14 protein-coding genes, 1 tRNA gene and 2 pseudogenes are annotated in these 19,999 nt (G+C 50.6%); all 17 read left to right on the top strand.

The features are described 5' to 3' along the window. The first annotated feature begins 108 nt into the window (after positions 1 to 108). A complete protein-coding gene (gene folP / locus C2M29_RS12400; protein WP_105190059.1) occupies positions 109 to 957 on the top strand; it encodes a dihydropteroate synthase in 849 nt (282 codons plus the stop codon). Between the two features lie 19 nt (positions 958 to 976). Beyond that, positions 977 to 2,317 carry a phosphoglucosamine mutase gene (gene glmM, locus C2M29_RS12395; RefSeq protein WP_105190058.1) on the top strand — a complete coding sequence of 447 codons (1,341 nt, stop codon included), beginning with the start codon at positions 977 to 979 and terminating at the stop codon, positions 2,315 to 2,317. An 80-nt stretch (positions 2,318 to 2,397) separates the two neighbouring features. Continuing rightward, positions 2,398 to 3,141, top strand: coding sequence for a triose-phosphate isomerase (tpiA, locus tag C2M29_RS12390; RefSeq protein ID WP_105190057.1), 744 nt, complete (start codon positions 2,398 to 2,400; stop codon positions 3,139 to 3,141). Between the two features lie 6 nt (positions 3,142 to 3,147). Then, on the top strand, positions 3,148 to 3,504 hold the full coding sequence (gene secG, locus C2M29_RS12385) for a preprotein translocase subunit SecG (protein ID WP_105190056.1): 357 nt from the start codon (positions 3,148 to 3,150) through the stop codon (positions 3,502 to 3,504). Positions 3,505 to 3,513: 9 nt separating this feature from the next. Further along, positions 3,514 to 3,599: transfer RNA gene (locus C2M29_RS12380), tRNA-Leu, on the top strand. A 435-nt stretch (positions 3,600 to 4,034) separates the two neighbouring features. Continuing rightward, positions 4,035 to 4,490: a ribosome maturation factor RimP gene (rimP, locus tag C2M29_RS12375; RefSeq protein WP_105190055.1), complete on the top strand. Its 456-nt coding sequence runs from the start codon at positions 4,035 to 4,037 to the stop codon at positions 4,488 to 4,490. A 38-nt stretch (positions 4,491 to 4,528) separates the two neighbouring features. Beyond that, positions 4,529 to 6,028, top strand: a complete 1,500-nt coding sequence (nusA, locus tag C2M29_RS12370; protein ID WP_105190054.1) for a transcription termination factor NusA — start codon at positions 4,529 to 4,531, stop codon at positions 6,026 to 6,028. A 25-nt stretch (positions 6,029 to 6,053) separates the two neighbouring features. Next, positions 6,054 to 8,731, top strand: a pseudogene (infB, locus tag C2M29_RS12365) (translation initiation factor IF-2). A 109-nt stretch (positions 8,732 to 8,840) separates the two neighbouring features. Then, positions 8,841 to 9,230 (top strand): 30S ribosome-binding factor RbfA, encoded by a 390-nt coding sequence (rbfA, locus tag C2M29_RS12360; RefSeq protein WP_105190053.1) that lies wholly within the window; start codon positions 8,841 to 8,843, stop codon positions 9,228 to 9,230. Between the two features lie 5 nt (positions 9,231 to 9,235). Further along, entirely contained in the window at positions 9,236 to 10,177 is a 942-nt protein-coding gene (gene truB, locus C2M29_RS12355) for a tRNA pseudouridine(55) synthase TruB (protein WP_105190052.1), read from the top strand. Positions 10,178 to 10,273: 96 nt separating this feature from the next. Further along, positions 10,274 to 10,543 carry a 30S ribosomal protein S15 gene (gene rpsO / locus C2M29_RS12350; protein WP_105190051.1) on the top strand — a complete coding sequence of 90 codons (270 nt, stop codon included), beginning with the start codon at positions 10,274 to 10,276 and terminating at the stop codon, positions 10,541 to 10,543. 265 nt (positions 10,544 to 10,808) lie between these two features. Further along, positions 10,809 to 12,938: a polyribonucleotide nucleotidyltransferase gene (gene pnp / locus C2M29_RS12345; protein ID WP_105190050.1), complete on the top strand. Its 2,130-nt coding sequence runs from the start codon at positions 10,809 to 10,811 to the stop codon at positions 12,936 to 12,938. 86 nt (positions 12,939 to 13,024) lie between these two features. Next, positions 13,025 to 13,903, top strand: coding sequence for a lipoprotein NlpI (gene nlpI, locus C2M29_RS12340; RefSeq protein WP_105190049.1), 879 nt, complete (start codon positions 13,025 to 13,027; stop codon positions 13,901 to 13,903). After that, positions 13,893 to 15,089 carry a hypothetical protein gene (locus C2M29_RS12335; RefSeq protein WP_105190048.1) on the top strand — a complete coding sequence of 399 codons (1,197 nt, stop codon included), beginning with the start codon at positions 13,893 to 13,895 and terminating at the stop codon, positions 15,087 to 15,089. Before nlpI ends, C2M29_RS12335 begins: the two co-directional genes overlap by 11 nt. 242 nt (positions 15,090 to 15,331) lie before the next feature. Then, positions 15,332 to 18,124: a monovalent cation/H+ antiporter subunit A gene (locus tag C2M29_RS12330; protein WP_105190047.1), complete on the top strand. Its 2,793-nt coding sequence runs from the start codon at positions 15,332 to 15,334 to the stop codon at positions 18,122 to 18,124. After that, positions 18,124 to 18,474 (top strand): Na+/H+ antiporter subunit C, encoded by a 351-nt coding sequence (locus C2M29_RS12325; protein WP_105190046.1) that lies wholly within the window; start codon positions 18,124 to 18,126, stop codon positions 18,472 to 18,474. The genes C2M29_RS12330 and C2M29_RS12325 overlap by 1 nt, the downstream gene beginning before the upstream one ends. After that, positions 18,475 to 19,999 (top strand): annotated as a pseudogene (locus C2M29_RS12320) (monovalent cation/H+ antiporter subunit D).

The following is a 19,999-nucleotide window of genomic DNA, read 5'->3' as shown; positions in this document are numbered from 1 at the left end:
AAGCCCCAAACCATTGGGGCTTTTCCTTCTTTGGATCATCTTGTAATCAGCACCCATTTAGCTCTTGCTCCAAGGGGGCTGTTCCTTTTATTTTAGGGAAGAGTAACCATGTTATCTTTACCCCGAGGTCGTATCCTAGACCTTAACACCCCTCAGGTGATGGGGATCCTCAACGTCACGCCAGACTCCTTTTCTGACGGTGGCCAGCATAATGACCTAGACAACGCTATTAAAAAGGCACTGGCCATGTTGGAGCAGGGCGCCACCATTATTGATATTGGCGGTGAGTCGACCCGTCCAGGGGCGGCGGATGTGCTCGAACAAGAAGAACTAGAACGGGTTATTCCGGTCATTGAGGCGATACGAGCGCAATCTGATTGTGTGATCTCCATCGACACCAGCAAAGCGGCTGTGATGACAGCTGCGGTTCAGGCCGGAGCCGATATTATTAATGATGTCCGCGCGCTACAAGAACCGGGAGCGCTGCAGGCTGCGGTGGCTTTGGATGTGCCTGTATGTCTGATGCATATGCAGGGACAGCCGAGATCCATGCAGCAGGCACCGGATTATAAAGATGTGACCGCCGAGGTATGCGCTTATTTGGCTGCGCGCGCACAAACTTGTATTGATGCGGGCATGAAAGCCGAGCATATTATTGTCGATCCGGGTTTCGGCTTTGGTAAATCGCTGCAGCATAATTATCAATTACTGGCCGAGCTGGAACAGTTGCAACAGCTTGGTTATCCGGTATTAGCCGGGCTTTCTCGCAAATCCATGTTTGGGCAATTGTTAGGGCGACCGGCAGACCAACGTCTCAGCGCCAGCCTGGCGGGGGCATTGATTTGTATGCAAAAGGGCGCGGCCATAGTGCGCGTTCATGATGTTCAAGAAACCGTCGACCTGCTGCGAGTGCATGAGGCGATGTTGCGGCCCACAGATGTGCAGCCGAAAGAATAAAAGTACAGGAGTAACAAGAATGAGTAAGAGAAAATATTTTGGCACCGACGGCGTTCGTGGCCTGGTTGGGCAATACCCGATCACTCCTGAGTTTGCCCTAAAATTAGGCTGGGCCGCGGGTAAGGTGCTATCAAAAATTGGCACTAAAAAGGTCATTATTGGTAAAGACACGCGCATTTCCGGTTATATGCTCGAAACCTCGTTGGAAGCCGGACTTATAGCCGCGGGCATCGATGTGGTCTTACTTGGTCCTATGCCAACACCGGCGGTGGCGTATTTAACACAAACCTTCCGTGCCGAAGCCGGAATTGTGATTAGTGCCTCTCATAACCCTTACCATGATAACGGCATTAAATTCTTCTCCAGCGAAGGCTTGAAGCTGCCGGACGCGGTTGAGCTGGAAATCGAAGCCATGATGGATCAGGACATGGAATGTGTGCCTTCCGAAAAGCTGGGTAAAGCGCGCCGTCTGGTCAGCGCCGACGGCCGTTACATTGAGTTCTGTAAGAGTCAATTCCCGCAAGGACATTCCCTTGAAGGTCTAAAAATCGTGCTTGACTGTGCTAACGGTGCTACCTATCACATTGCCCCGGCGGTCATGCAGGAGCTCGGTGCCGAGGTGATCCCGTTTGCCTGTGAACCCAATGGCTTAAACATCAACGCCAAGTGCGGCGCCACCGATGTTGCCGCCTTGCAGCGCAAAGTGGTAGAAGAAGGAGCCGATGTGGGGATTGCCTACGATGGTGACGGCGATCGAGTGATGATGGTCGACCAGCAAGGACAGGTCTTTGACGGCGACGACATTGTCTACATCATCGCCTGTGCCCTGCATGAGCAAGGTGAGCTTGGCGGCGGAGTGGTCGGTACCGTAATGTCGAATATGGGCTTAGAAAATGCCCTGAAAGAGAAAGGCATTGGCTTTGAGCGCTCCAAGGTGGGCGACCGTTATGTGATGGCTCTATTAAAAGAAAAAGGCTGGAAAATCGGCGGCGAAAGCTCAGGTCACGTATTAAACCTGGACCTTATCAGCACCGGTGATGGCATTATTTCAAGCCTCCAGGTGCTGGCCGCCATGGTGACCAGCAGAAAAACCCTACGTGATCTTGGCAATGGCTTCGTTAAGTACCCGATGAATATGATCAATGTACGTTATCAGCCAGGCACGGACCCAACGCAAAATGCCGAGGTCTTGGCCGCGGTTAGCGAAGCAGAGGCATTGCTCGCGGGCAAAGGTCGAGTGTTACTGCGTAAATCCGGTACCGAGCCCGTTGTGCGAGTGATGGTAGAAGCCGAAGACCAAAGTCAAGTGCTTGAGTACAGCAGTAAAATCGCGCAAGTTGTTGAAAGTGTGAGCAGTTAAGCAGCGCTGCAGAAATAACTGCTTGTAACTTAGGGCGAGTCGAGTTAGTATCTCGCCCGCTTTCGAACATGGAGTAAATCATGACATCACGTAAGCCCCTAGTGGCTGGAAATTGGAAGTTAAATGGCTCTTTAGAGCTGCTTAATGAGATGGCCCCCGCGCTGAAAGCCGTAGCCGACCAAGATGTTGATGTGGCTCTTTTTGTTCCTGCATTGCTGGTAGCAAGTGCCGCTCAACAGGGCGTAGTGACAGGTGTTCAAACCGTCTCTGAATACGAATCCGGTGCCTATACCGGAGAGATTCAAGCCTCGCTGGCTAAAGAGCTAGGCGCAAGCTTTGCTTTAGTGGGTCACTCTGAGCGCCGCCATATTTTTGGTGAAAGCAATGACGATGTTGCCGCTAAGTTCGCCATGGCACAACAACAAGGTTTAACGCCTGTTCTTTGTGTTGGCGAGACCGAACAGCAACGCGAGCAAAACGAAACAGAATCAGTGATCAGCGCGCAAATCGACGCGGTGATTGAAAAATTAGGTGTGGCTGCGTTATCTCAATCTGTGATAGCATACGAGCCGGTTTGGGCCATAGGCACGGGTAAAACCGCAACGCCGGAACAAGCCCAACAAGTACACCAATTTATTCGTGCGAAAGTTGCTTCGTTAGACAGCGAGATTGCACAGCGACTGCTTATCCTTTACGGTGGCAGCGTTAATGAACAAAACAGTAGTGAATTATTTGCACAAGCAGATATAGACGGTGGCCTAATTGGTGGTGCCAGTCTTAAAAAAGATGCCTTCATCAGCATCTGCGAAAGTGCAAAAGGATAGAATTAAATGTACGAAATTCTTTTAGTAGTTTATTTGATTGTTGCATTAGCCTTAATTGGTTTCGTGCTAATTCAACAAGGTAAAGGTGCTGACATGGGTTCGTCATTTGGTGCTGGTGCCTCGGCAACCGTTTTCGGTTCATCGGGTGCAGGTAACTTTATGACTAAAACGACCACGGTACTAGCAACGATTTTCTTCGTTTTGAGCATAGTGTTAGGTAACCTAACCGCTGGTCAAATCAAGCAAACCGATCAATGGGAAAACCTTGAAGCAGCGCCAGCGGTAGAAACCGTTGAGCAACCTGCATCAGACGTTCCAGTTGAGGAAGAAAAGGGTTCAAACAACCCGGACGTTCCAAACTAAAAAAATTAAGCCGTGGTGGTGGAATTGGTAGACACGCCATCTTGAGGGGGTGGTGAGCATAGCTCGTGCGGGTTCAAGTCCCGCTCACGGCACCAAATTGAAAAACCAAGCTAAATGCTTGGTTTTTTCATGTATAGGCCTTGTTAATTCTGGCTTTAACGGTTATCGAAGGTTGCTTATTAATAACCACGGCACTATAATAGGTGCCACGAATGAAGGTCGTACTCAGGTACACTTCATGCAGCAGATTTTAAACAGTTAGATAGTCATATTTAATTGTTTTTTGAAGTTCGCGCATTCTTTGAAATGCGCGTTTTGCGTTTAGCAGAAGTGATTTTGCTAAGTCGTCGCAGCGGTTTTATCGTACGGATATAGCCCGCAGCCAAGCTAGGCCCTAGGCCGCACAGAAAATCAGGTTGCATATACTCGATATGTGCAGCCAGTGTGACGCCCCGCTTGGCTCGGGGCGTTGTTGTATCTGTATTGAAAATGGGGCTTTAGCCCTTTTTTTGTTTCTATGGAGAAGTTTCGTGACAAAGCTCGAACAAACATTAACCGAGATGTTAACTCCGGCGGTCGAAGCATTAGACTTCGAGCTCCTGGGACTTGAGTTTATTCAAGCCGGTCGTCATTCCACCTTGCGTGTGTATATCGACCACCCAGACGGTATTACGGTAGATAACTGTGCGGATGTCAGTCGTCAAGTTAGCGCGATCCTCGACGTAGAAGATCCCATTACCAATGAATATGATTTGGAAGTATCTTCACCTGGTGTCGATCGTCCACTGTTCAAACCAGAACATTATCAAAATGCAGTGGGTGAGGAAGTCAGATTAAGAACTAAGCTTCCACAAGATGGTCGTCGTAATTTTAAGGGCGACTTAGTAGCAGTTAACGGTGATATGATCACAATTAATGTTGATAATCAGGAGCACATGCTCATGATCAGCAACATTGAACGTGCGAACATCATCGCCAAATTTTAATTTCAGTGCGAAGGAATAGGGCAAGCGAGGCAATACCTATGGCAAAAGAAATACTGTTGGTGGCGGAAGCCGTTTCCAATGAAAAAGCGGTCCCCAAAGAGAAAATTTTTGAAGCATTAGAGTTCGCACTAGCGACCGCAACTAAGAAAAAACATGACGGCGATATCGACGTGCGCGTATCTATCGATCGCAAAACCGGCGAGTACGACACTTTCCGTCGCTGGCAAGTAGTTGAAGCGCTAGAAGATGGCAGCTTAGAAAACCCTTATCGTGAAATCACCCTTGAAGCGGCACAGGTAGATGAGCCGGAAATTCAACTGGGTGACTATGTTGAAGAGCAGATCGAGTCAATCAAGTTTGACCGTATCACCACGCAAATGGCCAAGCAGGTTATCGTACAAAAAGTACGTGAAGCAGAGCGTGCCCTTGTAGTTGAAGCCTATAAAGACCAAGAAGGCGAGCTAGTAACCGGTGTGGTTAAAAAAGCCAGCCGCGACGCCATCATTCTTGATTTAGGTAATAACGCCGAAGCGGTTATCTACCGTGACGACATGCTTCCACGCGAAAACTTCCGTCCGGGTGACCGTGTACGTGGTTTACTTTATGCGGTCCGCCCGGAAGCTCGTGGTGCGCAGTTATTTGTAACCCGCTCTAAGCCGGAAATGCTGATGGAGCTATTCCGCATTGAGGTGCCGGAAATTGGCGAAGAGATGATCGAGCTGCGCTCGGCAGCGCGTGACCCAGGTTCACGAGCTAAAATTGCCGTTAAATCAAACGACAAGCGTATTGACCCTGTGGGTGCCTGTGTAGGTATGCGCGGTGCACGTGTGCAAGCGGTCTCGGGCGAGCTTGGCGGTGAGCGTGTTGATATCGTGTTGTACGATGACAACCCGGCTCAGTTCGTTATCAACGCCATGGCGCCGGCGGAAGTTGCTTCTATCGTGATGGACGAAGACTCACGCTCAATGGATATCGCCGTAGAGGCGGACAACCTGGCACAAGCCATCGGTCGTAACGGCCAAAACGTACGTCTAGCAAGTCAGCTTACCGGCTGGGAGCTAAACGTAATGACGGTTGAAGACATGCAGGCGAAAAACCAGGCAGAGTCGGACAAGCTGATCACCCTGTTCACAGAAGGGTTAGACATCGATGATGATTTCGCCGAGCTACTTATCGGTGAAGGCTTCTCAACCCTAGAAGAAGTGGCGTACGTACCGACCAGCGAATTCTTAGAAATTGACGGTCTTGACGAAGAGACAGTTGAAGAGCTGCGCAATCGCGCCAAAGATGCGTTAACAACGAAAGCGTTGAAAGACGAAGAAAGCCTAGAAGGCGCAGAGCCGGCTGAAGACCTATTAAACCTTGATGGCCTAGATCGTCACCTTGCCTTTGTCATGGCAAGCAAGGGCGTAGTTACGCTTGAAGATCTAGCCGAGCAAGGCATCGACGAACTAGTAGAAATTACCGAGCTTTCTGAACAGGAAGCGGGCGACCTAATCATGGCCGCACGTAATATTTGCTGGTTCGGTGACGAGTAATTTATTAACGGAGGTAACAAAGAATATGGCAGAAGTAAGTGTAACAAAACTGGCCGAGGACATTGGTACAACTGTTGATAAATTGCTACAGCAATTGGACAGTGCGGGCATCAAAAAGCAAGCGGACGACCAGGTAAACGAGTCGGAAAAAGCGCAATTGCTCGATCACTTGTCAAAGCAACATGGTGGTTCTGGCGCCTCGGGCCCAGAGCGTATGACGTTGCAACGCAAGAAGAAAAGTACTCTGAGCGTGACTGGCTCTACCGGTAAGGCCAAGGCAGTGCAGGTAGAAGTGCGTAAAAAGCGCACCTACGTCAAGAAAAGCGCTCTAGATGAGCAGCAAGAACAAGCGCGCTTAGAAGCCGAAGAGCAAGCGCGTCTTGAAGCCGAAGCACAGGCCAAGCAAGAAGCAGAACGTAAGGCGAAAGAGGAAGCCGAGCGTAAAGCTAAAGAAGAGGCAGAGCGTAAGGCGAAAGAAGAAGCCGAACGTAAAGCCAAAGAAGAAGCGAAGCGTAAAGCCGAAGCACAGCGCAAAGAAAGTAAAGATTCTGCAAAGGATGAGGCGCAAACTCAGAAAGAACGTGACGAAGCTGAACGCTTACAAAAAGAAGCAGAAGAGGCAGCATTGAAGAAAGCCGAAGAAGAAGCACAACGTCAAGCGGAAGAAGCTCGTCGCCTAGCCGAAGAAAACGAAGCACGTTGGAAGAAAGAAGAAGAAGAGCGTAAACGTCGTGAAGAAACGGCGGATCACCACCTAACTACTTCTACTTACGCACGTGAAGCGGAAGACGAGTCCGATGCACGCGAAGAGAAAAGCGCGCGTCGTAAAAAGAAAAAGCCTAAGGGTAAAGAGAGTGTTGATGCCAATGCTAAATTTGGCAAAGGCAAAAAAGGCAAGCTGAAAGCGCCTACGTCTTTACAGCACGGTTTCCAAAAGCCTGTTGCCGATAAGAAGCAGGAAGTGCGTATCGGTGAGACCATCACGGTTGCAGAGCTTGCATCACGTATGGCGGTTAAAGGTGCCGAAGTCGTTAAGACCATGATGAAAATGGGCGACATGGTTACCATTAACCAGGTTATCGACCAAGAAACCGCGCAGCTAGTTGCCGAAGAAATGGGTCACAAGGTAGTGGTAGTTCGTGAAAATGAGCTGGAAGAGAAAGTACTGAGCGACCGCAGCGAAGGCGGTAAAGCGGAATCTCGTGCACCGGTTGTTACCGTTATGGGTCACGTTGACCACGGTAAAACATCAACCCTGGATTATATCCGTAAGGCGAAGGTTGCCTCTGGCGAGGCCGGTGGTATTACCCAGCACATAGGTGCATACCATGTTGATACCGATAATGCATGATCACCTTCCTGGATACTCCTGGACACGCGGCATTTACCTCAATGCGTGCCCGTGGTGCGAAAGCAACGGATATCGTAATCCTGGTTGTTGCCGCAGACGACGGTGTAATGCCACAGACTAAAGAAGCGGTCCAGCACGCCAAAGCGGCTGAAGTACCACTGATTGTTGCTGTGAACAAGATGGATAAAGAAGGTGCCGATCCTGACCGAGTGAAGAACGAGCTGGCCCAGCTAGACGTTATTCCTGAGGATTGGGGCGGTGAGACGCAATTCGTACACATCTCGGCGAAAACAGGCCAGGGCGTTGACGAACTGTTAGAAGCCGTACTTATGCAATCAGAAATCCTTGAGCTAACAGCTGTTTCTGAAGGCATGGCATCGGGTGTGGTTATCGAATCTCGCCTTGATAAAGGCCGTGGCCCGGTAGCAACCGTGCTGGTACAAGAAGGTACTCTGAAGCAGGGCGATATCGTGCTGTGTGGTCTTGAGTATGGCCGTGTACGTGCAATGCGCGACGAAAACGGTAAAGAGATTAAAGAAGCAGGTCCATCGATTCCTGTGGAAATCCTGGGTCTATCGGGTGTTCCTGCTGCCGGTGATGAAGCAACGGTTGTACGCGACGAACGTAAAGCGCGTGAAGTAGCACTATACCGTCAAGGTAAGTTCCGTGAAGTGAAGCTAGCGCGTCAGCAAAAAGCCAAGCTAGAGAACATGTTCACTAATATGACCGAAGGCGATGTCTCGGAAGTGAATATCGTACTGAAAGCCGACGTACAGGGTTCAGTAGAAGCCATCTCCGATTCATTGGTTAAGCTTTCTACCGACGAAGTGAAAGTGAAGATCGTAGGTAGCGGTGTAGGTGGTATTACCGAAACCGACGCATCACTTGCGGCTGCATCTAACGCCATCATGGTTGGTTTCAACGTTCGTGCCGACGCCTCAGCGCGTAAGGTAATCGAAGCGGAAAACCTGGATCTTCGTTATTACAGCGTAATCTACGATCTGATCGAAGAAGTGAAACAAGCCATGACCGGTATGCTTGCACCTGAGTTCAAGCAAGAGATCATTGGTCTTGCCGAAGTACGTGATGTGTTTAAGTCACCTAAGATCGGTGCCGTAGCCGGTTGTATGGTTACCGAAGGTGTGGTTAAGCGTTCTAACCCAATCCGTGTACTACGTGAAAACGTGGTTATCTACGAAGGTGAGCTTGAATCACTGCGTCGCTTTAAAGACGACGTACAAGAAGTTCGTAGCGGCATGGAATGTGGTATCGGCGTTAAGAACTATAATGACGTTAAGGTCGGTGACCAAATCGAGGTATTTGAAATCGTTGAAGTACAACGTTCTCTATAACCTTGATCATTAAGTAAATTTGATGGGGGCCTTTGTGCCCCCATTTGTGATTGTGTAATACCCGCCGTGCTCTGTGTGCGTGCTGGTATCCTAAATATAAGTGGTGAAAATGAGAGAATTTTCTCGCACAGAGCGCGTAGCGCAACAGATCCAAAAAGAAATCGCGGTGATTATTCAGCGTGAGATTAAAGACCCGCGTTTAGGCATGGTAACGGTATCGGCGGTAGAAGTGTCGCGTGACCTGTCTTATGCAAAAATCTTTGTTACCGTGTTCAATCAAGAAGACGAGAGCAAGAGCAAGCAGAGCCTGCGTGTGCTAAACGATGCCAGCGGTTATATTCGTTCTTTACTGGGCAAGCGTATTCGCGCCCGTATTATTCCAGAGCTGCGCTTCGTCATTGATACCTCACTACTTGAGGGGATGCGTATCTCTAACCTGGTTGAGTCGGTGATGCGCGAAGACAAGCAAAAGCGCGGCGGCAGCGACGAGGAAGAATAATCAGTATGGCCAGACGTACAAAAGGCCGTCCGGTCGATGGCGTGCTGTTATTGCACAAGCCGCAAGGGATCTCCAGTAACCGCGCCTTACAACAAGCCAAAGGCATTTACTATGCGCAGAAGGCGGGGCACACCGGGGCACTTGACCCGTTAGCCACCGGCATGCTGCCGATTTGCTTTGGTGAGGCGACCAAGTTTAGTCAGTTCTTACTCGATACCGACAAGACCTACGTGGTGCGCGCCAAGCTGGGTGAACGTACCACCACCTCGGATGCCGATGGTGAAGTGGTCGAAATCCGTGATGTCAATGTGACGAAAGAGCAGATTGAACAACATGTGGCCGATTTTATTGGCGAGTCGGATCAGTATCCGTCCATGTATTCGGCGCTAAAGTATCAGGGGCAACCTTTATATAAATACGCGCGCGAAGGCATCGAGGTACCGCGTAAGTGTCGTCGTATTAATGTTTACAGCTTGACGCTAGACGAGTTTGACGAGCAGACCAATGAAATTCAGATGACCGCTCATGTGTCTAAAGGCACCTATATTCGCACCATAGTGGATGATTTAGGTGAGTTACTCGGCTGTGGCGCGCATGTGATCATGCTTCATCGCTCCAAGGTGGGCCATTACCCGGCAGAGAAAATGGTGACTCTTGACGAGCTTCAAGCCTTGCTTGATGAAGCGAAAAGCCAGGACAAGGCACCCAGCGAGGTGTTGGATCCCCTGTTGCTGCCCATGGACACCGCGGTGCAAGACCTGCCCAGCGTGGAAATTGACGAGCAACAGGCAATAGCTTTTACGCATGGGCAAACCGTGGTAATCGGCGAGGTGCCAGAAAAAGTGTGCGCCGTGCGTTGTGGCGAGCGCTTCCTTGGCGTGGGTGAGCGAAATCAGCACGGTCATCTCAAAGCAAAACGCGCCGTGGCTATCACAAATAACTTGTAGTTATTGGTCAGCTTGCTAAAATAACGCGCTCAATTGGTGGGGCTGGATTAGTGATCGGCTCTTACCGTATATAAACACTCATTTTTGGAGTAATTTATGTCACTAAGCAACCAAGAAAAAGCAGATATCATTGCTAAATTTGCACGCGCTGAAGGCGACACTGGTTCACCTGAAGTACAAGTTGCACTTCTAACTGCAGATATCAACAAGCTTCAAGGCCACTTTGCTAACCACAAGCAAGACAACCACTCACGTCGTGGTCTTCTTCGCAAAGTAAGCCAGCGCCGTAACCTGCTTAACTACCTTAAAGGTAAGAGCATCGAGCGTTACACTGCGCTAATTAAAGAACTTGGCCTACGTCGCTAATTCTTTGATACCAGTTTGAAAAAGGGGCCTAATCGCCCCTTTTTTTGTGCGCCTTTGACGAGTATACTTAGCTCTGTCTAAGTAAGTAGGCCTGGCCTACACACTAGATGGCACCATATTGCCAATTGTAGTAAATAAAGGCATTCGCTCGAGTGTGGTTATTTACTGTAATTGGTAAGGTGCTTAAGAAAACCCTCTTAACCTGGCTTAACGGTTGGCAAATCAACTTTTGAGCGGGTTAAATGCAACTTAAGGAAAGAATTAAGTGCAAGCAATTATTAAAGAATTTCAGTACGGACAACACACAGTAACCCTAGAAACCGGTGCCATTGCCCGTCAGGCAGATGGTGCGGTATTAGCAAGCATCGGCGATACGTCGGTACTTGTAACCGTAGTAGGTCGTCGTGAAGCAAACCCTGGTCAGGATTTCTTCCCTCTGACTGTTAACTACCAAGAAAAAATGTATGCAGCAGGTCGTATCCCTGGTGGTTTCTTAAAGCGTGAAGGTCGCCCTTCAGATGGCGAAACGCTTATCGCGCGTCTAATCGACCGCCCAATTCGTCCACTGTTCCCGAAAGGCTTCGTAAACGAAGTTCAAGTTATCGCTACCGTGGTTTCAGTAAACCCTGAAATCCAGCCTGACATTGTTGCCCTAATTGGTACTTCAGCGGCGCTAGCGCTTTCTGGTATTCCATTTAACGGTCCTATCGGTGCATCACGCGTTGGTTACATCGACGGTCAATACGTATTGAACCCGTCACTAACCGAGCTTAAAACAAGCAAACTAGACCTAGTGGTAGCTGGTACCGACAATGCGGTACTTATGGTTGAGTCAGAAGCTGAAACGCTTCCTGAAGACGTAATGCTTGGCGCCGTTGTATACGGTCATGAGCAATCTCAAGCCATTATTAATGCAATCAACGAGTTCAAAGCCGAAGCGGGTAAAGCTGCTTGGGATTGGACTGCCCCAGCCAAAGACGAAACCCTAGCGGGTAAAGTTGCTGCTATCGCCGAAGAGAAAATCGGTGAAGCGTATCGCATTACCGACAAGGTAGCGCGTAAAGAGGCTCTAAGCGCAGTTAAAGCAGAAGTAATCGAAAAACTAAGCGCAGAGCTTGGCGAAGATGAAAGCCTGGACGAGCAAGAAGTATCAGGCGAGTTTGGCGCACTTGAGAAGAAAATCGTTCGTGGTCGTATCATTGCCGGCGAGAAGCGTATTGACGGTCGTTCACCAGAAATGGTGCGTGCCCTGGACGTGAAAACCGGTGTACTAGCCCGTACTCACGGTAGCGCTATCTTCACCCGTGGTGAAACTCAGGCACTAGTAACCGCAACACTAGGTACAGAGCGTGATTCTCAGATGATCGACGACCTAACCGGTACATCAAACAACCGTTTCATGTTGCACTACAACTTCCCTCCGTTCTGTGTGGGTGAAACTGGCTTTATCGGCTCACCTAAGCGTCGTGAAGTAGGTCACGGTAACCTGGCTAAGCGTGGTATCGCTGCGGTACTACCAACGCTTGAAGAGTTCCCGTACACGATTCGTGTGGTATCTGAAATCACCGAGTCTAACGGTTCTTCATCAATGGCCTCTGTATGTGGTACTTCACTTGCGCTAATGAACGCCGGTGTACCAACTAAGGCATCTGTTGCCGGTATCGCCATGGGTCTTGTTAAGGAAGGCGACAACTTCGTTGTTCTTTCTGACATCTTGGGTGACGAAGATCACCTTGGTGACATGGACTTTAAAGTAGCCGGTACCTCTGAAGGTGTTACCGCACTACAAATGGATATCAAGATCGAAGGTATCACTAAAGAAATCATGCAGATCGCCCTTAACCAGGCACAGGCTGCACGTCTACACATCCTAGATGTAATGGACGAAGCCATCTCTGCACCAGCCGCTGAGCTTTCTGATTACGCACCGCGTATCTATGTGGTGAACATTCCACCTAAGAAGATTGCCGATGTTATCGGTAAAGGTGGTGCTACGATTCGTGCGCTTACCGAAGAAACCGGTACTACCATCGAAATCGAAGACGACGGTACAGTTAAGATTGCCGCCACTGACGGTGAGAGCGCGCGCGCTGCCATCGCTCGTGTTGAGCAACTAACGGCTGAGCTGGAAGTAGGTACTATCTACGAAGGTAAAGTAGTACGCATCGTTGACTTTGGTGCCTTTGTTAACGTTCTACCTGGTAAAGACGGCTTGGTACACATCTCACAGATCAGTGACGAGCGTGTAAACAATGTTGCCGACCACTTAAGTGTTGGCCAGGAAGTGAAGGTTAAGGTTCTAGAAGTTGATCGCCAGGGCCGTGTACGCCTAAGCATCAAAGAGGCGCAAGAGCAAAACGCGCCAGCAGCCGAAGCGGTAAAAGACGCCGAATAAGCGATAAAAGCATAGTAAAAGGGGCTGTTTAGGCCCCTTTTTTATGGTTTAATGAAAATCCACAGACGGATTATAGGTATAGGACTTTGAGAAAAACATTATCGCTTACGGTAGCCAGCGTTATCACGCTACTCTTAACCGGTTGCCAATCCGTACCAGATAGTCCCCAATACGTTGTTACCGTGCCTTTTGCTGCACCTCTGCCGAGCGACTATCGCAGCGAAGTGGCGGTTGCCCGCTACAGCGAGCTTATTGAGCAGGCTGAACTGCCCAGTGATCAACAAGCCTTACTTTATTATGATCGCGGTAAACTTTTCGATAGCCTGGGTTTAAGCACCTTAGCGCGCATCGATTTTAGCCGTGCGGTCAACCTTAAGCCGGATCTGGCCGAGGTGTATAATTTCCTCGGTATTCATCACACCCTGATGCAGCAATACGGCAAGGCCTATGAAATGTTTGATTCCGTGCTAGAGCTTAACAGCGAGCATGAATATGCCTACTTAAACCGCGGCATCGCCTTGTATTATGGCGAACGCCCGGGCTTAGCCAGCGACGATTTACAGACATTTTTGCAATTTGCCCCGGATGACCCGTATCGGGTGCTTTGGGTGTATTTGGCCGAGCGTGCCGAAGACCCAGTGAAAGCCAAGGCCAGCCTGATGGATATGGCCCAGGCCTTAGATCCACAAAATTGGGCCTATCAACTGGTGGCCTTCTATCAGGGTAAAATCACCGAAAGGGAACTCCTGGCCACCTTGGCCGAGGGAGTCGAGTCGCATCAAGAATACGCCGAGCGCTTGTGTGAGGCCTATTTCTATATCGCTAAAAGCCATCAGGCCAAGGGAGAAAATACCCTGGCCAGCGATTATTTTAAACTGGCTCTTTCGACCAATGTGTATGAGTTTGTCGAATACAAGTATGCGCGCCTTGAGCTAGACATAATGGCAGGCGAGGGTGCGTACTAGCCTGTTAGGTATCTTACTGCTTGGCCTGTGCGGAAGTATCAGTCATACACCCGCATTGGTGCAGTTTCAGGTGCACAACAATGCCGCCGCCGCGACCTTTTGGTTTTATCAAAACCCCACAGAACTTACGTATCAGAATTACAGCGAACCCGTGTTGCGCCGCCTTGCCAGAGTAGGTGCGGCCCCAGCGCAGGTATTGCTTTCCCAGTTATTGCTTCATCAGGGCGATTTAGGTGGTGCGCGCTTACATTGGCAGCAGGCGCTTGATGGTAAAGGGGAGCGGCGCGTTATGCTGCAACTCTGGCAGCAACTGGCCCAGGCGATGGTGCAGCAAGGTCAGTGGCAGGCGTTGGGTGAGATCAATCGAGCTTATACCTTACCCGATGAGCTGGAATATCGTCGCCGCTTTCACCTTGGTTTAGAGGTCGGGGCCGATGGCCACGACTATGCTCGGCAGTTGGGCTTTGGCACCGACTTACATAGATTGCGGCCACAAGCCTGTCGCTATAACCTGCTTTTGCTCGGCGACAGTCTGGCGGCCATGCATAAGTTGCAACAATTGCGAGGGCGGTATCTAACTAACCCCGAGCCCAAGGCCGGTTTATTTTGCTTGTCTGAGCCACAGTATCTGGGGGATGCTCTGGATTGCCAATACTCGGCCGACAGCTTTGGTCGCTGTGACTGGCGTCCGTTAGCGCATAAACCGACTAAGCTGCCGCCGGGGTTTGATTTTATCGTCATGGTGACGGGTGGGGGTCTGGCCAATGTCCAAGGCGGCATTATGCACCTAGGCGTAAGTGCCCCTTACCATGTGTTTATGCACGAGCTCCTGCATTTCAGCGGCTTCACCGATGAGTATCCGGCGCCGCCAGCGCAGCAGAGCGCTTGTGAACAGTCGGGCAGAGTGTATGCCAACCTCTTTGTCGGTGAGCAGGCACCGCCAGGTTGGGCGCCCAGCGCCTATTGCGGCAATGGTCGTGGTTATAAACCCAGTGCCGGGCAAAGCCTGATGGAGCAGTCGGAAGTGGGGGTGACACCTTTATACAGAAGGCTATGGTTAGCCGAGCTGGCAAGGCCTGGGAAGCATATCCGTTTTGCCGACTTCTTCTATCGCCTCAGTGGCGAAACTCAGTGGCGTGAATATCGTGACGCGCTGGATAATAAAAGTGACTCTGAGAGTCTGTAGTCTAGATTTTTGTTAGGTAGGTTAGTAGGGTGTTAACCGGCGTCTAAGATTTAGCCGAATAGCCTTGGCGAGTCTAGACAAAGCCTGGGCAGCCCAGTATAACTGATTAATTATTAAAATTTAATTGGCACTGAACTAATCTTAATATTAACGCTCTCGGTGCCCCAAGAGCCCGCACCTTGCGGGGTCAAAATAACAGTTTTACCAAGGAATTTGGTAACAAAAGTGAAGGTTTTTAAACTATGACATTGCTGTGGATACCCTTGCTATCCTTGTTAGGCAGTTTACTTGCGAGTTTTACAGGCAAATTATCGCGCAATCAAAGCGCCGCCGTGACTGCAATCATGCCTATAATCTGCCTGGCGCTGGTGATCAGCATGGCGCCGCAGGTATTGGCCGGCGAGACACTCTACGCCAGCCTACCTTGGATACCTGAATTAGGGGTGAATTTATCCTTTCGCTTAGACGGTTTAAGCCTGCTGTTTTGTATTCTGATCTTGGGTATAGGTCTACTGATCATCCTCTATGCGCGCTATTACCTGAGCGCCAACGACTCCATGCCCAAGCTTTACGCCTATTTAATGCTTTTTATGACCGCCATGCTCGGCATAGTCACGGCGAACAACATTATTCAAATGTGGTTTTTCTGGGAGCTGACCAGTGTTAGTTCTTTCTTACTGATCAGCTATTGGTGGTATAACCCAGAGGCGCGTAAGGGCGCGCGTATGGCTTTGGCTATTACCGGGGCCGGTGGTCTGGCCCTGCTTGCAGGTTTGGTGCTACTGGGACAACTGGTCGGTAGCTATGAGCTGGATGTGATTTTGCAAAGTGGTGAACTGGTAAAAAGCTCTCAGTGGTATCCGCTTATTCTTGTTCTGGTGCTCCTTGGTGCCTTTACCAAATCGGCTCAGTTTCCGTTCCATTTCTGGTTGCCTCATGCCATGGCTGCGCCGACGCCAGTCAGTGCCTACTTGCACTCGGCGACCATGGTTAAGGCGGGTATCTTCCTGCTGGCGCGTTTCTATCCTGCTCTAGCGGGTACCGAGCTGTGGTTTATTATCGTTGGCGTTACCGGCTTAACCACCTTGTTGGTGGGTGCTTACATTGCTTTGTTTAAGCACGACCTCAAAGGCTTGTTGGCCTATTCGACCATCAGTCACTTAGGTCTGATCACCTTGCTATTGGGTCTGGACACTCAACTGGCAACGGTGGCGGCGATTTTCCACATCATCAACCATGCCACCTTTAAGGCCTCCTTGTTTATGGCCACAGGTATTATCGATCATGAAACCGGCACCCGAGACATGCGCAAACTCAATGGCATGTGGCGCTATATGCCCTATACGGCGACGTTAGCCATGGTGGCCGCGGCGTCCATGGCCGGGGTACCGCTACTGAATGGCTTCTTATCGAAAGAAATGTTTTTTGCCGAAACCCTGCACCAGCAGATGCTAGGCTCCATGTCCTGGCTGATCCCTGTATTAGCGACCGTAGCCGGTGCCTTGTCGGTGGCTTATTCGGCGCGCTTTATCCATGACGTATTCTTCAATGGTGAGCCAAAAGATTTACCAAAACAGCCTCATGAAGCGCCGCGCTATATGCGTGTGCCGATCGAAATTTTGGTGACCCTGTGTGTTTTGGTTGGTCTGTTCCCAGCATTTGTGGTGGACCCGCTGTTAACCGTGGCCTCTCACGCCGTGCTGGGTGCCGAGGCGCCGGACTATCACCTGGCTATCTGGCATGGTTTCAACCTGCCGCTACTAATGAGTGCGGTGGCGGTGGCCGGCGGTCTCTTTATTTACTCGCAGCGTAAATACCTGTTCCAATTCCAGGCCTCTTTGCCTAGCGTCAGTGCCAAAAAAGCGTTCGATGCCAGTATTCAACGAGTGGTGGTGTGGTCGCGCGAGCAAATCCTGCGTATTGAGAACGGCTCATTGCAGCGTTACGTCTTTATTCTTTTGCTCTCTACCTTGGTGGTGGCGGGTTTACCCTTGTTTGAAATGCACACCCTGGCTGGGGCAACCGGACTTAGTGAGATAGATGCTCATAATGCCATCGGTGCGGCGTTGCTGATGATAGGTGCGCTGGCCACCTTGATATGGCATCGCTCGCGGATGATAGCCTTGATCCTGGTGTCCGTGGTGGGTCTGATGACGTCCGTGGCCTTCACCCGTTTCTCGGCGCCGGATCTGGCCCTGACTCAGCTTACCGTAGAGGTAGTGACCGTGATGTTGCTGATGCTGGCGCTGTTCTTCTTGCCGCAGCGCACCCCGAAGGAGTCGAGTTCGCTGCGTATTTTGCGCGATTTAGGGGTCAGTAGTGCCATAGGTATTGTGGTTGGCAGTATCTGTTATGCGCTGTTAACGCGCCCGCAGGAGAGTATTTCTCAGTTCTTTATCGGCAACGCCAAAACCGGCGGTGGCGGTACCAACGTGGTCAACGTGATCCTGGTGGACTTCCGAGGCTTCGATACCCTGGGTGAAATCACCGTACTGGGCATCGCCGCCCTGGGTATTTACAAGCTGTTATTGAATCTGCCGTTATTTATGCCGGCCTCGGACAGCGAAGGGCGTCCTTGGGCGCGTGAGCGTCATCCTTTGCTTTTGGCGAGTATTTCACAAAGCTTGTTACCGCTGGCTATCATGGTGTCCGTGTATATCTTCCTGCGCGGTCATAACCTGCCAGGTGGTGGCTTTATTGCCGGCCTGGTAACCTCCATTGCCTTTATTTTGCAATACATGGCCAATGGCTCCAACTGGATCCGAGCGCGTATGGATATTAACTACCGCAAGGTCATCGCCTCGGGTCTGGCCATCGCCACCCTGAGCGGCCTGGGTAGCTGGCTGTTTGGCCGTAACTTCTTAACCAGCTGGTTCGATTATTTCGATATCCCCTTGGTGGGTAAGACCGAATTGGCCAGCGCCATGATATTTGATTTAGGTGTGTATCTAACTGTGGTAGGCGCAACATTAATGATCCTTGCCAGTCTTGGTAAATTGACGGCAGAAACCCCGAAAGAAAAGGTTAATCTCTAATGGAACTCTTATATGCAAGTTGTGTAGGTCTGTTAGTGGCCTGCGGCATTTACCTGATTTTGCGCGCCCGTACTTTTCCCGTGGTGCTGGGGCTGACCATGCTCTCTTATGCGGTCAATCTATTTCTGTTTTCGTCGGGCCGATTAAAAATAAACCAGGCGCCGGTGCTAGGGCAGTCGGCCAGTTATGCAGATCCACTGCCGCAGGCCTTGGTGTTAACCGCCATCGTAATCGGCTTTGCGATGACCGCCTTTGTGGTGATCCTAGCCATTCGTGGCCGTGCCGATTTGGGTAACGACCATGTGGACGGTCAACCGCGCGCAAGCCGCGCCACTAAGGGGTCGAAATAGATGCAGCATTTGATCACCTTACCCGTATTGTTGCCGCTGTTGGCGGGCATTATTCTGTTGTTGCCGCCGTGTGGCAAAAACCTGGTATTAAGACGTTGGGTGGCCAGCTTTATGGCCTTATTTACCCTGGTGGCGTCGACCTTGCTATTAACTACTATCTTGGGCAGTGGTCCCCTGGTCTACGCCATAGGTGAATGGCAGCCGCCCTTTGGTATCGTCTTGTATGCGGACCCGCTGGCGGTGGCCCTGTGTATCCTCACCAGCTTTTTGTCTTTGGTGACCATAGTGTATGCCAGTCGTGGCGACGATAAGGCAGGGAGTTTCTTTCATCCTTTGGCGCATTTCCTGCTGATGGGCGTTAATGGTGCCTTTTTAACTGGTGACCTGTTTAACTTGTTTGTATTTTTCGAGGTCTTATTGATCGCCTCGTACGCCTTGCTGATGCATAAAAAAGACAAGCACACCACCAAGGCGGCGCTGCATTATGTGATTTTAAACCTGGTTGGCTCGAGCATTTTCTTGATAGCCCTGGGCGTGTTGTACGGCGTGCTGGGTACCTTGAATATGGCCGATATGGCAGTGAAGGTAGCGCTGTTGCAAGGCGATGATATTTATCTTGCCAAGATTGGCGGCCTTCTCCTGCTTATCGTCTTTGCCCTTAAGGCGGCCTTGCTGCCCTTGCATCTGTGGCTGCCGGCCACTTATGGCCGTGCTATGCCGGTGATTGCCGCTCAATTTGCGATCATGACCAAGGTTGGGGTCTACGCCATTATGCGTGTCTTCACCATGATCTTCGGCGAGCAAGCGGGGGAGCTAAGCGGTATCGCCAGCACCTGGTTGTGGCCTTTGGCCCTGGTTACCCTGGTGGTCGGCGCGGTGGGCGTGTTGGCGGCGGAAGACTTGCGCCGTTTAAGCGCCAATCTGGTCATTGTGTCCGTCGGTACCCTGATTGCCATGGTGGCGCTCAACAACGAGCAGGCCACGGCGGTGGCCATCTATTACCTGGTCCACTCCACCATTGCCTGTGCCGCCATGTTCCTGGTTGCCGATATGATAGCCTTGCAGCGCGGCAAGGTGCAGGATCGCCTGGTTAATAGCCGTGGCGTGGCCCGAGCCTAAATTGTTGGGTTTCTGTTTTGTGTTTGCCGCCATAGCCCTGGCCGGTTTACCGCCCTTATCCGGTTTCGTTGCCAAGCTGTGGTTGCTCGACGCCTCTTATGGCGCCGAGGTGGCCTGGGTGTTTTGGCCCATTTATCTGCTTGCCAGCCTAGCCACCCTGGTGGCGTTGTCTCGCGCCGGGACCAGTTTGTTTTGGCACGATCACCCCAATCAGGATGAGCAGTTTGAAGACAATGTCTACGCCGGTAAACGCCGTACCTGGGCCTTGGTGTTGATTTTGGCCGTGCCCCTGATGATGACGGTGTTTGCCGCGCCGCTAAGTGAGATGAGTAATCAGGCGGCCGCCGCTTTGCACAATTCTCAGGTGGCCATAGACACAGTATTTGCCTTGGCTAAGGAGCAATAA

It is taken from the genome of Pseudoalteromonas sp. T1lg48 (assembly GCF_002964785.1).
Taxonomy (GTDB): Bacteria; Pseudomonadota; Gammaproteobacteria; order Enterobacterales; family Alteromonadaceae; genus Pseudoalteromonas.
This window is presented reverse-complemented; position numbering and strand designations above follow the sequence as displayed.